This window comes from Sutcliffiella horikoshii, from assembly GCF_008180725.1.
GTDB lineage: Bacteria > Bacillota > Bacilli > Bacillales > Bacillaceae_I > Sutcliffiella_A > Sutcliffiella_A horikoshii_B.
The window spans coordinates 73,853-90,646 of the sequence record NZ_VTEV01000003.1 but is presented as its reverse complement, the minus strand read 5'-3'; the positions used below and the strand labels follow the sequence as shown (position 1 = coordinate 90,646).

The 16,794-nt window shown below is 39.3% G+C and carries 18 protein-coding genes; 17 read left to right on the top strand and 1 reads right to left on the bottom strand.

The genetic code is table 11. The annotated features are described in order from the left end of the window. Positions 1-20: 20 nt before the first annotated feature. From FZC76_RS07335 to FZC76_RS07305, 7 genes are all read left to right on the top strand, one after another. Positions 21-2,183 (top strand): peptidoglycan D,D-transpeptidase FtsI family protein, encoded by a 2,163-nt coding sequence (locus FZC76_RS07335; RefSeq protein WP_148987614.1) that lies wholly within the window; start codon positions 21-23, stop codon positions 2,181-2,183. A 245-nt stretch (positions 2,184-2,428) separates the two neighbouring features. After that, entirely contained in the window at positions 2,429-3,415 is a 987-nt protein-coding gene (locus FZC76_RS07330) for a PstS family phosphate ABC transporter substrate-binding protein (protein ID WP_148987613.1), read from the top strand. Positions 3,416-3,509: 94 nt separating this feature from the next. Further along, positions 3,510-4,469 carry a phosphate ABC transporter permease subunit PstC gene (gene pstC / locus FZC76_RS07325; protein WP_148987612.1) on the top strand — a complete coding sequence of 320 codons (960 nt, stop codon included), beginning with the start codon at positions 3,510-3,512 and terminating at the stop codon, positions 4,467-4,469. Position 4,470: 1 nt separating this feature from the next. After that, positions 4,471-5,355: a phosphate ABC transporter permease PstA gene (gene pstA, locus FZC76_RS07320; RefSeq protein WP_148987611.1), complete on the top strand. Its 885-nt coding sequence runs from the start codon at positions 4,471-4,473 to the stop codon at positions 5,353-5,355. A gap of 18 nt (positions 5,356-5,373) precedes the next feature. Then, positions 5,374-6,195: a phosphate ABC transporter ATP-binding protein PstB gene (gene pstB / locus FZC76_RS07315; protein ID WP_148987610.1), complete on the top strand. Its 822-nt coding sequence runs from the start codon at positions 5,374-5,376 to the stop codon at positions 6,193-6,195. A gap of 23 nt (positions 6,196-6,218) precedes the next feature. Beyond that, positions 6,219-6,878 carry a phosphate signaling complex protein PhoU gene (phoU, locus tag FZC76_RS07310; RefSeq protein WP_148987609.1) on the top strand — a complete coding sequence of 220 codons (660 nt, stop codon included), beginning with the start codon at positions 6,219-6,221 and terminating at the stop codon, positions 6,876-6,878. Positions 6,879-7,127: 249 nt separating this feature from the next. Then, positions 7,128-8,591 (top strand): SulP family inorganic anion transporter, encoded by a 1,464-nt coding sequence (locus FZC76_RS07305; protein ID WP_148987608.1) that lies wholly within the window; start codon positions 7,128-7,130, stop codon positions 8,589-8,591. A gap of 83 nt (positions 8,592-8,674) precedes the next feature. On the opposite strand, the gene FZC76_RS22945 is transcribed toward FZC76_RS07305, so the two are convergent. After that, positions 8,675-8,827 (bottom strand): hypothetical protein, encoded by a 153-nt coding sequence (locus FZC76_RS22945; RefSeq protein ID WP_187441987.1) that lies wholly within the window; start codon positions 8,825-8,827, stop codon positions 8,675-8,677. 208 nt (positions 8,828-9,035) lie between these two features. On the opposite strand from FZC76_RS22945, the gene FZC76_RS07300 reads away from it, so the two are divergent. From FZC76_RS07300 to FZC76_RS07260, 10 genes are all read left to right on the top strand, one after another. Then, a complete protein-coding gene (locus tag FZC76_RS07300) occupies positions 9,036-9,377 on the top strand; it encodes an ArsR/SmtB family transcription factor (RefSeq protein ID WP_148987607.1) in 342 nt (113 codons plus the stop codon). A 12-nt stretch (positions 9,378-9,389) separates the two neighbouring features. Beyond that, positions 9,390-10,688, top strand: coding sequence for an arsenic transporter (locus FZC76_RS07295; protein WP_148987606.1), 1,299 nt, complete (start codon positions 9,390-9,392; stop codon positions 10,686-10,688). A 28-nt stretch (positions 10,689-10,716) separates the two neighbouring features. Next, positions 10,717-11,136 carry an arsenate reductase (thioredoxin) gene (gene arsC / locus FZC76_RS07290; RefSeq protein ID WP_148987605.1) on the top strand — a complete coding sequence of 140 codons (420 nt, stop codon included), beginning with the start codon at positions 10,717-10,719 and terminating at the stop codon, positions 11,134-11,136. 61 nt (positions 11,137-11,197) lie between these two features. After that, a complete protein-coding gene (gene arsD, locus FZC76_RS07285) occupies positions 11,198-11,566 on the top strand; it encodes an arsenite efflux transporter metallochaperone ArsD (RefSeq protein WP_148987604.1) in 369 nt (122 codons plus the stop codon). A gap of 12 nt (positions 11,567-11,578) precedes the next feature. Next, complete coding sequence (gene arsA, locus FZC76_RS07280) at positions 11,579-13,321, top strand: arsenical pump-driving ATPase (protein WP_148987603.1); 1,743 nt, start codon at positions 11,579-11,581, stop codon at positions 13,319-13,321. 13 nt (positions 13,322-13,334) lie between these two features. Continuing rightward, positions 13,335-13,763 (top strand): protein-tyrosine phosphatase family protein, encoded by a 429-nt coding sequence (locus FZC76_RS07275; RefSeq protein WP_148987602.1) that lies wholly within the window; start codon positions 13,335-13,337, stop codon positions 13,761-13,763. Positions 13,764-13,925: 162 nt separating this feature from the next. After that, positions 13,926-14,099, top strand: a complete 174-nt coding sequence (locus FZC76_RS22940) for a hypothetical protein (protein WP_187441986.1) — start codon at positions 13,926-13,928, stop codon at positions 14,097-14,099. Positions 14,100-14,201: 102 nt separating this feature from the next. Further along, positions 14,202-15,242, top strand: coding sequence for a zinc-binding dehydrogenase (locus FZC76_RS07270; RefSeq protein ID WP_148987601.1), 1,041 nt, complete (start codon positions 14,202-14,204; stop codon positions 15,240-15,242). 111 nt (positions 15,243-15,353) lie between these two features. Then, a complete protein-coding gene (locus FZC76_RS07265) occupies positions 15,354-15,800 on the top strand; it encodes a MarR family winged helix-turn-helix transcriptional regulator (RefSeq protein ID WP_148987600.1) in 447 nt (148 codons plus the stop codon). 73 nt (positions 15,801-15,873) lie between these two features. Continuing rightward, complete coding sequence (locus FZC76_RS07260; RefSeq protein WP_148987599.1) at positions 15,874-16,740, top strand: permease; 867 nt, start codon at positions 15,874-15,876, stop codon at positions 16,738-16,740. The last annotated feature ends 54 nt before the right edge of the window (positions 16,741-16,794 follow it).

Sequence of the window (16,794 nt, the reverse complement as noted above, 5' to 3'; positions counted from 1 at the left end):
TTAATGAAAAGGTGTAAAGGATGACCAATCAAAAGCAAAAAAAGAAAAAAAAGAATTACGTCCCGTCGCGCTTAAACCTTTTGTTTTTTGCGGTTTTTTTACTGTTCTCAGCCCTCATTCTAAGACTTGGATTTGTTCAAATCGTTTTTGGGGAAGATTACCGTAAAGAAGTGGATCGGACTGAAAACGTAACGGTTAATACTTTAGTTCCAAGAGGGAAAATTTATGATCGCAATGGTAATGTAGTTGTAGACAACACCCCATTAAATGCGATTACATATACGAGAATGCAATCCACCAGCTCAAAGGAACAGTTGGAGGTTGCAAAAAAACTTTCTGAGATAATAACGATGGATACTGAAAACATTCAGGAGAGGGATAAGAAAGATTATTGGATTTTGACTCGACCTGAAGAAGCGGCAAAATTAATAACAGATGAAGATCGAAAAAAGGTTTCAGATGGTGATTTAGAAGAAAGTGACTTATACGATTTGCAATTAGATAGAATTACGAAAGAGCAATTAGATGAGATTACAGAAGAAGAAAAAAAAATACTCGCTATCTTCAGAGAGTTTAATAAAGGGTATGCACTGACCCCGCAAATTGTTAAGAACCAAGATGTGACCGCAAAGGAATTTGCAATGGTCAGTGAAATGTTAACAGACTTGCCTGGTGTAGATATTACAACAGATTTCATCCGATCTTATGCTTATGGATCAACCCTAGATTCTGTTTTTGGCAAAGTTTCAACTTCAGAGTCAGGAATACCAAGTGAGAAGATTGATGAATTCCTTGCACGTGGATATAGTAGAAATGATCGAATCGGTACCTCTCAATTAGAAGCACAATACGAAAATGTTCTTCAAGGTCAAAAGGCAAGAGTGCGTAATGTGACAGATACGGGTGGAAACCTCCTTCGCCAAGAAAAAGTTTATGATGGACAGCGTGGGAAAGATTTGATCTTATCAATTGATATGGAATTCCAGCAAAAAGTCGAAGAAGTGTTAATAGAAGAAATGCTTCAAACAAGAGCAACCCCAAGTGCCAAAGCAAGATTTCTAGACCGTGCTTTTGTTGTAGTTATGAATCCAAAAACTGGGGAAGTTCTTTCACTTGCAGGAAAGCAATTAATTCGTGATGAAGAAGATGGCCAATTAAAAATCTATGATAATGCATTGGGTGCCATTCAAGAAGCTTATGAACCAGGTTCAACGGTGAAAGGAGCTTCAGTGCTAGCAGGTTATCAGCATGGCGTCATCCAACCAAATTCTTATTTATATGATTCACCTTTATATATTGGTCGCGGATCAGAAGCTTTAAGAAAGGCTTCTTATACCAATATGGGGAGTATTAATGATTTAACAGCACTGGAAAGGTCTTCGAACGTGTATATGTTCAGAATTGCGATGGCTATTGCCGGTGCAAATTACTCGCCAAGGCAGCCGTTGTATATACCACCAGACGCTTATGATACATTTAGATCCTATTTGGCTCAATTCGGTTTAGGGGTAGAAACAGGAATTGACCTTCCCCGTGAATCTGCCGGAGTTGAAGGCACAGAAACTAGTCTGCCTGGTCTGCTTCTAGATTTATCCATCGGACAATATGATACGTACACTACTCTCCAACTGGCTCAATACGTTTCTACCATTGCAAATGGAGGTTATAGAATGCAGCCCCAATTAGTAAAAGAAATTAGAGAGCCGAATAATGGGGAAGGTTTAGGTCGTGTAGTGGAACCATTTGAACCTAAAGTAATGAACAGAGTAGACATGACAGATAGTCAAATTAAGCGAGTTCAAGATGGTTTTATCAGGGTTTATCATGGATCAAGAGGAACGGCAAAAAGTTCTACAATGAAGGAATATAAACCAGCTGGGAAGTCCGGAACAGCACAGTCAAGGTATATAGAGTATCTTCCTAATGGAGAACGACGCTCCTATGAAACGCTTAACTTTAATTTAGTAGGTTATGCTCCTTATGACGATCCAGAAATCGCTTTTGCGATTATGGTCCCTTATGCATCTACTGACTTTAATGTAACAGGTGGAATAAGTACCCGGATTGGTGATGCGGTTATGGATGCTTACTTCAACTTAAAGAAAGAACGTGCTAATGGGGAAAAAACTGAAGAGAATCTAGAGGAATCAGAAGAACAAAATAACGAAGAAGATACAGAGTAATAGTAAAAAAGCACTCCAAATAGGGGTGCTTTTTTGCGTCCTTATGCCCGTATATATATTTTGCAATAGCAAACATACACAAAATTCCTTCATTATTCCCTATAAAACTACAGGAAAAACGACATTTACAAAACCTTTACACTTGATTCATACGTAGTTAACACACAAGTTATATTCTATTATTCGTAGGGCAAGATAAACACAGAAACATCAAACAAAACAAAAACCTTAGGGGGAATTAAGAAATGAAAAGCTTCAAACGTTTTTTATTACTAGCTATCGTTGCATCACTTGCGGTATTCGCTGCAGCATGTGGGAATGCAAACAACAACGGTGGTAACGAAGGATCTTCAGAAGGAGCATCAGCTGAAGGCGGAGAAGAACTTGAAGGTAGTGTAGTAATTGATGGATCTGGAACAGTATTTCCTTTCATGTCCTTAATGGCTGAAAAATACATGACAGAAGCTCAAGAGGGCGTATCTGTTGAAGTAAGTCGTGCTGGTACATCTGCTGGATTCAAGAAATTCCTAGTAGAAGACGGGACTGATTTCAATAACGCATCTCGTACAATTAAAGATGAAGAGAAAGCACAAGCTGATGAGCTTGGCATGGAAGTAAAAGAAATGAAAGTTGCACTTGACGGTTTAACAATCGTAATCAACAAAGAAAATGACTGGGCAACTGAATTAACGGAAGAAGACATTAAAAAGATCTTCTTAGCTGAAGGCAATATTAAAAACTGGTCTGATATCAATCCAGATTTCCCGAATGAGCCAATCAAAGCTTACGGTCCAAACGAAAACCACGGAACATATGAGTTCTTCTGGGAAAAAATCCTTGAAGAAAAAGATTTAGTTGAAGGTGTTAACTTACAACAAGAATACTCTACACTAGTAGACCTTGTTTCTAAAGATAAAAACGCAATCGGATTCTTCGGTTACGGTTACTATGCAAGCAATACAGATAAATTAACGGCTGTAAAAGTTGACTTCGGTAATGGTCCTGTAGAACCTTCTCTTGACACAATCGCTGAAGACGGTGACTATGCAAACTTTACTCGCCCAGTATTCACTTACTTAAACGTAGGTATGGCGAAAGAAAAGCCTCAAGTACTTGACTATGCAATCTACACAATGGAAAATGCACAAACTGTAGCAAGTGAAACAGGATTTGCTCCATTGACAGATGAAGAAATCAAAACTGCAGTAGAAGAGCTTGAAGGTTTAAAGTAAGTTTTCAGGGAAGATGAGGGGCTCCTTGCTGCTCATCTTCCTCTATGTATTTTAAAATAGGCTTTGGATGGTCCTTGTTACGTTAGGGTAAAGGATGAAAGGGGATTTCAAATTGGCTAATCAGAAAGACAGCATCAATGTGAGAGAGTTAATCAATAAGAAAAAGACGACTCTGAACACAAATAGGTTTATTGAAGCGTTTGTGCCTAAGTTTCTTTTGGGTATCGCAACCATTTCTATTTTTACAACATTAGGTATTATTTTTACATTATTATTTGAAACAGTAGAATTCTTTACTAGAATTCCGTTTCTTGATTTCTTTACTGGTACACAATTAAAACCTTTAGGTGAAAATGCACAATTCGGTGTGCTTCCTTTATTGACAGGAACAATTATTTCTTCCGTCATTGCCATGGTTGTGGCAATCCCTATCGGTTTAATGAGTGCAATTTTCTTAAGCGAATATGCATCAGATAGAGTACGAAGAATTTTAAAACCTATCTTAGAGGTGCTAGCAGGAATTCCTACAATCGTTTACGGATTCTTTGCATTCACATTTGTAACTCCTCTATTAAGACAAATCATTCCTGGTTTAGAACCAACCAATATCCTCAGTCCAGGAATAGTAATGGGAATTATGATCATTCCAATGGTTGCCTCTTTATCGGAAGATGCGATGAGCTCCGTTCCCAATGCAATGAGAGAGGGAGCATTGGCACTTGGATCAACGAAACTTGAGGTTGCTTGGAAAGTAGTAGTTCCTGCAGCTATGTCTGGAATTGTCGCATCATTTGTTCTAGCTATTTCCCGTGCAATCGGTGAAACGATGATTGTAACGATTGCGAGTGGAAGTACAAAGAACTTTACGTTTGACGTCACACAATCTATGCAAACGATGACCGCATACATTGTGGAAGTAACCGGTGGAGATGCACCAGCTGGTTCAACTTTATATTATAGCTTGTATGCTGTTGCGATGACCTTGTTTGTGTTTACACTTATCATGAACCTAATCGCCCAGTATATCTCTCGCAAGTATAGGGAGGAATATTAAGATGAAGTATGTTGATGCAGCTCAAGTACAAAAGAAAATGAATTCAAGATTAACGGTGAACAATATCGCTAAATCATTATTTTTAGCAGCGACATTAATTGGTCTTGTTGTACTCATTATTCTTTTTTACCGTGTTATTTCACAGAGTATAGGTTGGATTGATCTTCAATTTATCACGAATAAATTATCCACAATGGCAGATCGAGCTGGAATTATGGGTGCCATTATGGGTACTGTATGGCTAATGTTAGTCGTTGCGCCAATCACTTTGTTTTTAGGGGTTGGAACGGCTATCTATTTAGAAGAGTATGCAAAAAAAGGACGCCTACAACGCTTTTTACAAACAAATATTTCAAACCTAGCAGGTGTACCTTCCATTGTATTTGGTATTTTGGGATTAACTATTTTTGTTAGAGCGGCTGGCCTTGGAAATATCGTGCTCGCTGGTGGTCTGACAATGGCATTATTAGTTCTTCCTATCGTAGTAGTAGCGAGTCAAGAAGCAATCCGCTCTGTTCCTGGTTACTTAAGAGAAGCATCTTATGGAATGGGTGCGACTAAATGGCAAACAATTAAGAATATCGTTTTGCCAGCTTCATTACCGGGTATTTTAACAGGAGTTATCCTTGCGTTATCACGCGCCATCGGGGAAACAGCTCCACTAGTTGTATTGGGAATTCCAGCGTTATTAATTCCGCTACCTGAGGGGATTTTTGACAAATTCACGGTACTTCCAATGCAAATTTACTACTGGACAATTGACGCAGCTCTTGTTGCAGAATATGCAAACTTAGCAGCAGCTACTATCGTAGTACTACTTTTCATTTTATTAGTCATGAATTCCATTGCAGTTGTTATTCGAAATAAATTCCAAAGAAGATTTTAATCCTAGGAGGAATCATCTATGCAAATTACGGTGCCTGAACGTGAAACGAAGAACAATTCTTCTAAAACAATAACTCCAAAAGACAAAAGTATTGTGTATCATACAAAAGATTTGAACCTATGGTACGGGGAAAATTTAGCGTTGAAAAACATCAACTTGCCGATCTATGAAAACGAAGTGACGGCAATTATCGGACCTTCCGGATGCGGGAAATCCACATATATCAAGACATTGAACCGTATGGTTGAATTAGTACCAAGTGTAAGAGTTTCTGGTGATATCCTTTATCGTGAAAAGAACATTTTAGGTAAATCCTATAAAGTCGAAGAACTAAGAACAAATGTAGGAATGGTATTCCAAAAGCCTAACCCGTTCCCGAAATCCATTTATGACAATATTGCTTATGGACCAAGAATTCACGGAATCCGTAACAAAAAAGTCCTTGATGAAATTGTGGAAAAAAGCTTACGTGGAGCGGCTATTTGGGATGAAGTGAAGGACCGTCTAAAAGAAAACGCATATGGTCTATCTGGTGGTCAACAGCAGCGTTTATGTATTGCTCGTTGTTTGGCAATCGAGCCGGACGTTATCTTAATGGATGAACCAACATCTGCACTTGACCCTATCTCTACTCTTAAAGTGGAAGAACTCGTTCAAGAATTAAAGAAAGACTACAGTATCGTCATTGTTACGCATAATATGCAACAGGCTGCACGTATATCCGACAGAACAGCTTTCTTCTTAAATGGAGAAGTGGTAGAATATTCTGAAACAGATAAATTGTTCTCTAATCCGTCAGATAAGCGTACAGAAGACTATATTACTGGTCGATTCGGATAATAAAGGTAGAGAGGAAGAGGTAGATGGTATTGCGTCAATTTCATGTGGATTTAGAAACGTTAAGAGATAAATTATTGGAACTTGGTAGTTTGGCTGAAATTGCAATGGGAAAATCCATTGACGCCTTAACAAATCAAAACGTGGATCTTGCGCTTCAAATCATTGAAGAGGACAACAAGGCAGACCGTTTAGATGAAGAGATAAATGACTTTGCTATTCTTCTTATTGCCAAACAGCAACCAGTGGCGATTGATTTACGTAGAATCTTTGTAGCGATAAAAATCTCCACGGATGTAGAGCGTATCGCAGACTTTGCTGTAAATATTGCAAAATCGACGATAAGAATCGGGAAAAACACTCAACCAATCATTCAACTTGAGAAAATTGAGAAAATGCATAGCATTGCAACTGAAATGTTATCACTTGCATTGAAAGCTTATTATGATGAAGATGTAGTCTTAGCGAAGAAGGTAGCGGACATGGATGATCAAGTGGACGAGCTATACGGTCAAAACATCCGTGAGCTACTGCAGTTGACAAAAGACCACCCTGATATGATTCCTGAAATTACCCAATTGAGCTTCATCTGCCGATATATTGAGCGTATGGCCGATCACACCACCAATATATCAGAGAATATATTCTATCTTGTAAAGGGTAGCCATTACGAATTGAATGACTAAAGAAAAGAGCTTTGTTCTTATTGAACAGAGCTTTTCTTTTTGATTCATTGTCTATTTTTTTACAGATATACAAAAACAAGAGATTGATTGAGAAAAAGGAAGAATTATAGAGGTATTCTCGCATGTTCCCGTTTTCATGCTGATTTTCAGCCTAGAAAATATGTGGTATGATTCTTTCTGTTGCAAACGGACCCGACTTTCTTGAGAGTAGAAAGTCACAAAACTAAATAAACTAGAAAGAGGTGTGCTATGAACGTAGCAAACTTAAAACAAGAATGGTTTGGCAACGTGCGTGGTGACGTACTTGCCGGTATGACCGTAGCATTAGCCCTCATTCCTGAAGCGATCGCATTTTCTATCATTGCAGGTGTTGACCCGATGGTAGGCCTTTATGCATCCTTCTGTATTGCCGTGGTTATCGCTTTTACAGGTGGACGACCAGGGATGATTTCTGCTGCAACCGGAGCAATGGCTTTACTGATGATTACATTGGTTGCAGATCACGGAATTGAGTATTTGTTCGCAGCTACTGTCTTAACAGGTATCATCCAGATTCTAATGGGTGTATTTAAGCTTGGGAAATATATATCTTTTCTTCCTCAGGCAGTAATAATTGGATTTGTTAATGCTTTAGCAATCTTAATTTTTACCGCACAATTAGTCCATTTCACTCCAGAAAAAGGAGGATCTTGGATAATGGTAGGGTTTGTCATTGCTACACTTGCCATTATATACTTGCTTCCAAGAGTCACTAAAGCTTTACCATCTGCATTAGTGGCAATTGTTGTTATCACGGCAATTACGCTTTTTGGTGGAGGATTTGGACTAAGTACAGTAGGCGATCAAGGAGAAATTTCAAGAACCTTACCTTTCTTCCATATCCCAATGGTTGATTTGTCATGGGAGACATTTATGATTATCCTCCCTTATGCTTTTACACTTGCAATCGTAGGTAACCTTGAATCTCTTTTAACCGCAACAATCGTAGACGAAATGACAGATACTAAGAGTGATAAGAATAGAGAAATGAAAGGACAAGGTATCGCTAATGTCGTAACCGGGTTCTTTGGTGGTATGGCTGGTTGTGCCATGATTGGACAATCTGTCATTAACGTTAAATCAGGTGGCCGTGGAAGGCTTTCTGCATTAGTGGCAGGGACATTCCTTCTATTCCTCATCATGGTGCTTGGAGATGTAGTGGTTCAAATTCCGATGGCTGCACTTGTCGGAGTAATGATTATGGTTTCCATTGGAACATTTGATTGGCAGTCCATTCGAGAACTGCACAAAATACCTCGCGCTGATGCAGTAGTAATGGTTGTAACGGTTGCTATTGTTGTTTATACTCACGACCTTGCAAAAGGTGTAGCCGCAGGGGTTGTTCTAAGTGCACTAATCTTCGGGTGGAAGATGGCGAAAATCAAAGCAACTATGACATTAAAAGAAGAGGTCATGCATTATCAAATCTCTGGACAAATGTTCTTTGGAACGATGAGTCACTTTGTAGATTTATTCGATTATAATAATGACCCAAAAGAAATCATCATAGATTTTAGTAACACGCATATTTGGGATCAATCTGCAGTCACTGCAATTTCCAAAACGGTATTGAAATATCAAAGACTGGGTAAGAATGTGAGCATCATTGGCCTTAATGATGAAAGTAAGACACTAATTGACCGAGTAGGTTTATCTGCTACTTCAGGGCATTAATAAATAGTTAATTAACGGGACAATTCATTTTGTCCCGATTTTTTTGTGCAAAAAAGCATAATAAAAAGGAGCATGAAAGCTCCTTAAGATGTGTGATGAAAAAAGGAAAAGAATGCGGCTATGGTAGCCAACATCGATTTGGATTTTCTAACTTTTAGTTTTAAATCATTCTTTGCTTCTTCTTGTTCCACATGTAGGTTTTGAAAAGCTTGTCGTCTGTACTGATAGTCCATCATAACACAGCATCACCTTTCCCACTCATATGTTTTTGGAAGCGCTTTCTTGAATTTATTATATCAATTATCTGATAATTCTACAATTATTCTTCACAATTTCTTTACAAAAGAAAGCTTGAAACATGCATATAAGTGTTTTATTATATAAGCATATTGTTATATAAGCGTTTGGTTATATTGCATATCTTTTCCAAAGGCAGGTGTTCGTATGCAACAAGTATTGAAGATGGAAGAAGCGGCTGTCACGCTGAAAATTTTAGGTGATAAAACGAGGCTTTCCATGTTGGCTCTTCTACAAGATCACGATTGCTGTGTATGTGAGTTTGTCGAGATTTTCCAAATGAGTCAGCCTTCTATTAGTCAGCATGTGAAAAAGCTAAAAGAAGTGGGTCTGGTTAAAGAATCAAGAAAAGGTCAGTGGATTATGTATTCCATCAATACCGAACATCCGCACTATGGATTAATCACTTCTATATTAGTGCATGTTCCTTCACTAGAAGAAAAGTTGAAAGAGCTCGAGGAAAAAGGACTTAGAATTACTTGTTGTTAAGGGGGGAATATTTTGCTGGATATTATTTTGGCATCTGTGATTTTTTTACTTACATTAGTTTTTGTTATCTGGCAACCTAAAGGATTGTCCATAGGCTGGTCAGCTTGCGGAGGAGCGCTTCTTGCATTACTATTCGGCGTTGTTACCTTTACTGATGTAATTGATGTAACAAGCATCGTTTGGAATGCAACATTGACGTTTGTGGCCTTGATCATCATCTCCCTCATTTTAGATGAAGTAGGATTCTTTGAATGGTCGGCATTGCACATGGCTCGATTCGCAAAAGGAAGCGGCGTAAGAATGTTCATTTATATTACCTTGCTAGGAGCAGTGGTAGCTGCATTCTTCGCTAATGATGGTGCTGCCCTTATTCTGACACCAATTGTTCTGGCTATGGTGAGGAACCTAGAGTTTAAAGAAAAGATGATTTTGCCGTTCATCATGGCAAGTGGATTTATTGCAGACACTACCTCACTGCCATTAGTAGTAAGTAACTTAGTAAACATAGTGTCAGCGGACTTCTTTGAAATAGGGTTTGTAGAATATGCTTCACGCATGATTGTTCCAAACTTCTTTGCGCTTGGTGCAAGTATCGTGGTGCTTTACTTGTTCTTCCGTAAAAGTATCCCGGAAAATTATGATATGTCCGTATTGAAGGCACCAAGAGAAGCGATTAAAGACGTGAAGCTTTTCAACTTGTCATGGATTGTACTTGCGGTCCTTCTTGTCGGATACTTTGCTAGTGAATTTGCTGGTATTCCTGTTTCGTTCGTTGCAGCCACTGTTGCTATCATCTTCTTATTAATAAGCAGAAACAGCCAGGTAATTCACACGAAACAGATATTGAAAAGTGCACCATGGGCCATCGTATTCTTCTCCATTGGGATGTATGTTGTAGTGTATGGTCTAAGAAATGTAGGGTTGACTAACCTCCTGACAGATGTCATTCAAATGGCAGCTGATGAAGGACTATTCGTTGCAACGATTTCCATGGGGTTCATTGCAGCCATTCTTTCATCATTCATGAATAACATGCCGACTGTTATGATTGATGCACTAGCAATCAAAGACACATCCACAACCGGAACAATTCGTGAAGCGTTAATCTATGCCAATGTTATCGGATCTGATCTTGGTCCAAAAATTACGCCAATCGGTTCCTTGGCAACATTACTATGGCTACACGTATTAAGCCTTAAAGGTGTAAAGATAAGTTGGGGATACTACTTCAAAGTAGGTATCATCCTAACCATCCCAACCCTATTTATTACGCTATTAGGCCTATATTTCTGGCTTTTAATAATTGGTTAACAACTAAAACATAAAGGAGTTTTTCATCATGACGAAAAAAACAATCTACTTCCTATGCACAGGTAACTCTTGCCGCAGCCAAATGGCAGAAGGCTGGGGAAAAAAATACTTAAGCGACGAGTGGGACGTATACTCAGCAGGAATCGAAGCACACGGTGTAAACCCAAACGCAGTAAAAGCAATGAACGAAGTGGAAGTGGATATCACCACCCAAACTTCCGACACAATTGACCCTGAAATCTTGAAAAAAGCAGACCTAGTCGTAACACTTTGCGGTCATGCAGCAGATGTTTGCCCGGCAACACCGCCAAACAAAGAGAGAGTTCACTGGGGCTTTGATGATCCTGCCAAAGCGGAAGGAACTGAAGAAGAAAAATGGAAGTTTTTCCAACGTGTACGTGACGAGATCGGCGACAGAATCAAAACGTTTGCTGAGACTGGTAAATAATAAAAATGGCCGAGCGAAATATCTCGGCTATTTTTTCTATAACGGAAAGGGGAAATTAAATTTGGCTAAAATCGAAATTTTTGATCCAGCAATGTGCTGTGCAACTGGTGTATGTGGGCCAAGTGTGGACCCAGAACTAACAAGAGTGGCAAGTGCTGTATTTTCCTTGCAGCAAAAAGGAATCGAAATCACTCGTTACAATTTAGGATCGGAGCCTGAACCATTTGTTACAAACCAAATGGTGAATGAATTGCTAATGGAAAAAGGACCGGAATGTCTTCCAATTACTCTAGTAGATGGAGAAGTTGTAAAGATGGCAGATTACCCTACAAACGAGGAGTTTGCTGAATGGACCGGTGTGAAAATAGAGGAACTTGTTCACGAAAAACCCAAAAAGAAACTCAACATTACACTAAACTCAATCAACTAGGAGGGTGGCTTTATGCTCCCAACATTCCAACCGAAAACAATGGTAGAAACACCCTATCTATTTTTCACAGGTAAAGGTGGTGTTGGTAAAACATCTACAGCTTGTGCCACATCCATCGCACTTGCCGAAGAAGGAAAGAGAGTATTGATTGTCAGCACCGATCCAGCCTCCAACCTGCAGGATGTGTTTCAAACGGAACTGACAAATGACATTTCTGAAGTTCCAGGTGTTGAAGGACTTTTTGCCTGCAACCTTGATCCTGAGGAAGCGGCTAGAGATTACCGGGAAAGTGTGATGGGTCCTTATAAAGGAAAACTTCCGGAATCAGTATTGGCTACCATGGAAGAGCAGTTATCAGGAGCATGCACGGTTGAGATTGCAGCCTTTGACCAATTCTCCACCTTACTAACACAAAAAGAGGTAACAAGGCAATATGATGTGATTGTGTTTGATACAGCTCCAACCGGGCATACACTTAGGCTGCTTTCCCTGCCTACTGCGTGGAACAATTTCCTGGAGGAGAGTACGCATGGAGCTTCCTGTTTAGGACCACTTTCCGGGCTTGGGGCCAAAAAGGAACTGTATGAACAGACGGTGCAGGCATTGTCAGATCCCTCCCAAACTCAGTTGCTTCTGGTAACAAGACCTGATGAATCGCCAATCATAGAAGCTGCGCGTGCCTCAGAGGAGTTGCGTGAAATCGGTCTTCGTAATCAGCAACTTATAGTCAATGGTTTAATGGAGAAGCCGTCAATGACCGATGAAGTTTCCTTGGCATTTTACGATAAGCAACAGAAAGCGATGGAAGTTGCCGTGAATACATTCGACAATATTTCCATGACGTATCTTCCTTATGTTTCGTATTCATTAACGGGTATCAGCCCGTTAAAGGCTTGGTTAAACAGTGAAAAGATACAAGTTGAGGAATCAAGTCAGGTAAATCTTGAAATACTTACCGAACTTGCAGATTTTAATTCTGTGGTAGAAGATGTTGTTAGAAATAATCTTCGCGTAGTATTCACTATGGGCAAAGGAGGCGTTGGTAAAACTACTCTCGCAGCCAAACTGGCAATGAAGCTTGCAGAAAAAGACATGAAAGTCCATCTCACAACAACGGATCCTGCTGCGCATTTAGAGCATGCGTTAAAAGATAAAACGAGGAAAGAGCATTTAACGATCAGTAAGGTGGACCCTAAGGCAGAAGTAGAATCATATAAAAAACATGTTTTGGAACAAGCGGGAGAGGATCTGAGCGAGGAGCAGCTTGCCTACCTTGAGGAAGATCTAAACTCACCTTGTACTGAAGAGATAGCGGTATTCCAGAAGTTTGCCAAGATAGTTGGTCAGGCAGATGAAGAAGTGGTCATCATCGATACTGCGCCAACAGGTCATACATTGCTTTTGCTTGACGCAGCACAATCGTATCAAAAGGAATTGTTGCGTTCAACGGGTGAGGTGCCAAAAGAAGTCCAAAACCTGCTTCCACGCCTTCGTAATGCCGAAGAAACAGCAGTACTTATCGTTACCTTGCCAGAAGCAACCCCTGTACTGGAGGCTGAAAGATTACATGCTGACCTTGAGCGTGCTTTCATAACCCCGCGCTGGTGGATCATCAATCAAAGTTTTGCTAATACAGATACGACAGACCAAGTTTTATCAGGCAGAGGGAAACATGAACTCCCCTGGATACAAAGAGTAAAGTCCACGAAAGAAAAATGCGCCATCCTGCCATGGGAAAAAGAGAATCTGTTGTAAGGAGTGAATCAATATGACAAACGAAAAAAACTACCAATCATTAATGAAAAATGTCTTTATTGGCGGTGCGGATCAAGCAAAAGTTGCACATACAAATGAAGGCCTGGATGTTATCATAGACTTGCGGGCGGAAAAGGATAACGTGGAAGACAACCTTCCTAGAATCCATATGCCAATCGTGGATGATACAGCCAAACAGGATGAATCGGTGAAAGCAGCTATTGAATATGTCGTACAAACTCTACAAGAAGGAAAGAAAGTATACTTCCATTGTTCCGGAGGGCGTAATAGAACCGGAACGGTGGCGATGGGTACCCTTCTTCACCTTGGGAAAGCTAGTACTGTGGAAGAAGCGGAAAAGCTTGCAACTTCTATCCGTCCTGTCATTAATGTGAAGCCGGAGTTAAAAGAAGTGCTTCAAAACCTGTACGAACAAAACTAAGAATTAAACGAGCATTTAGAAAAATTATAAGAAGGCAGGTGACTGGCCGTGAAGGTTTCAAACGAAGCGAGAGATGTGCTAAATGATGTCCTGCGTGAAAATGGGGCAAACAACATACGTGTCTACTTTGCAGGCTGGGGCTGAGGAAGCCCACAATTAGGATTGTCTCTGGATGAGGCAAAAGCAGATGATAAAGTGGAAACATTAAACTCAATAAAAGTGGCAATTGATCCAAAAATTGAAAACATGACAACAGACCTTGTCTTGGATGTTCAAGAAACACCGCAAGGAAAAGGACTAGTTCTCTTAGGATTGAAGGATAGTGATTGCTGTTAAGTTGAGACAAAAAGCAAACGTAGAGATACGCTTGCTTTTTTATTATATAAGAAAATGTTAATACTATAGTTGAAGATAAGAGAAGGTGAAGGTGTTGTCTATATGAAAGCGGTCCAAGTAATCGGATATGGAGATGTTGATATGTTGGAAGTAGTAGACATACCAATACCTGATCCAAAAGAAAATGAAGTGCTTGTAAAGGTGAAAGCCTGTGCGATAAATAATACGGAAATCTGGATGAGAGAAGGAGCATACGGTACTGGTTCAAAGTCAGGTTGGAAACCAGAAGGAGTACAATTCCCACGTACACCTGGTTCTGACATAACGGGAACAATAGTGAAAGTGGGAAATAAGGTGGAGAAATCTATCATTGGAAGAGATGTTGTTTTATTCCCTTTTACGTCTAGTGGGGAAGAAGGTAAGGAACATATTTCAGAAGATATGTCCTTTATAGGATCTGAATACGAAGGTGGTTATGCGGAATACGTGGTGTGGCCTGCTAATCTATGTTTCGATATGCCTCTTCCTAGTTATTCGGAAAGTGCTGTATTTTCAGTAAGTGGATTAACAGCTTGGCATATGGTCCAACAGATTCAGATTCAACCTGGACAAGCGGTCATGGTAACAGGCGCTAATGGGGGGGTTGGTTCCCTAAATGTCCAAATTGCCTCAAAAGTCTTTGGTGCAAAGGTAATTGCAATTGTAGGGGACCTAAACGGAGCGGAAAGATTGAAGGAACTAGGGGCGGCTCATGTTTTATCTTATAAAGCCGATAATCTCTCTCAAGAAATACTACATGTAAATGATGGGCCGATAGACTCGGTGTTAGATGTAGTTGGAGATGCTTTATTTTCCATATCTCTTCAAGTCTTAAAGAATGGTGGTAAGTTTTGTATTTCAGGATCAGCTGGTGGGCAGAAGACAAATCTGGATTTTAGAACGTTGTATCTTAAACATATTACTATGTATGGTTCCGTGCTTGGGACGAGAGAAGAGTTTAAGGATATGCTTCAGGCAATAGCTGAAGGTAAAATAAAACCAGTCATTGATAAAACATTCCCGTTAGATAAAGCTAAAGAAGCCCAAATTTATTTTAAAGAAAAGGGAAAGTTAGGTAAAATTTTGTTATTGCCAGAAGAATAATAATATCTTTTTAGCGCTAATTAAAATAATTTGCGCTAAAAAGGTTAAATTTCATAACAAATAGTTGCAAAATGCAAATAAATAACTATAATAAAAGTAAGAGGTGAAAATATGGAAGATATAAGGGCGATTCTTCAAATCACGATGCGAAGGTTTGGGATGTTGAACAAAAATTGCTGCTCGGTAGAAGATTTTGATATCTCCCAAGTGCAAAGTCATATTCTTTACGAACTCGCAAGATCGAAAGGACCTTCCATGCAACAGGTAGCGGAAACAATTGGCATGGATATTACCACATTTAGCAGACAAATTCAAACACTGGTGAAACTGGAGTTGGTGGAAAAAAGACAATCAGCTGAAGACAAAAGAATGTATCACTTATACCTAACTGAGAAAGGTAAGCATTTGGAAGATGGTATCAATCAACAAATGCTTCATTATTTAGGGAATGTTTTTTTGAATCTAAGTGAAAAAGAGAGCACTGATGTAGTAGAGTCTTTAAAAATATTGAATGCAGCGATGAGCAAAAGTAACATGTGCTGTAAGCCGTATTATTAAGCAAGTTGGGATACTTGCTTTTTTACCAAAGTAATACTTGCAAAATGCAAATAAAAATGAAGGGGTGTTTTTTATGTGGAAAGAAATAATTACTAGTTTTTTGTATATCGCATTGGAATTAACGGTCCTATTTGTTCTCATTACGTTTTTGGTTTCCATCATCCAATCTTTTGTGCCTTTTCAAAAAATGGAGAAGTGGCTCAATCAAGGTAATATACTTCTAAGTGCTCTATTCGCTGTCTTATTCGCTTTCATTACCCCATTTTGTTCCTGTTCCACCATACCAATGGTGGTCACATTATTAAGAAGAAAGATACCTTTTGGGATTGTGATGGTATTCCTTTTTGCTTCACCTGTTTTGGATCCGACCATCCTGACTATTATGACAGCATTGCTTGGTTGGAAGGTAGCTCTAATATATACCTTAACCACGACGGCTCTTTCCATTATGATTGGACTACTCTTGGGTAGATTAGGTTTTGAAAAGCAATTAAAAAATGTGTTGTTGAAGGACTATGAACCGAAAACCAAACGGTTTGACCTCAAACGAACTTGGAGAGAAACACTTACACTAATGAAAACTGTTTATCCGTTTTTATTGATTGGTGCAGCCATTGGAGCCATCATTCATGGCGCTGTTCCAACTTCATTGATTACACAATATCTTGGAGGTGAAAATTGGTGGCTTGTTCCTATTGCGGCGATATTAGGTATACCTCTATATATCCGACTTTCTACTATGATTCCCATTTCGCAGATGATGATAGCTAAAGGAATGGCTTTGGGACCTGTTATGGCTTTGCTCATCAGTTCAGCTGGGGCGAGTCTACCTGAAGTCGCCTTATTAAATAGTATCTTTAAGAAAAAACTGGTGGTAGCGTTTGTTATTTCTGTGATAAGTATGTCTACCATTTCAGGGTTCTTATTTTACCTTATTTGATTTTAATTGAATGTATTGACTATTTTAGCTAAGTTGGCATATACTAATATTCAA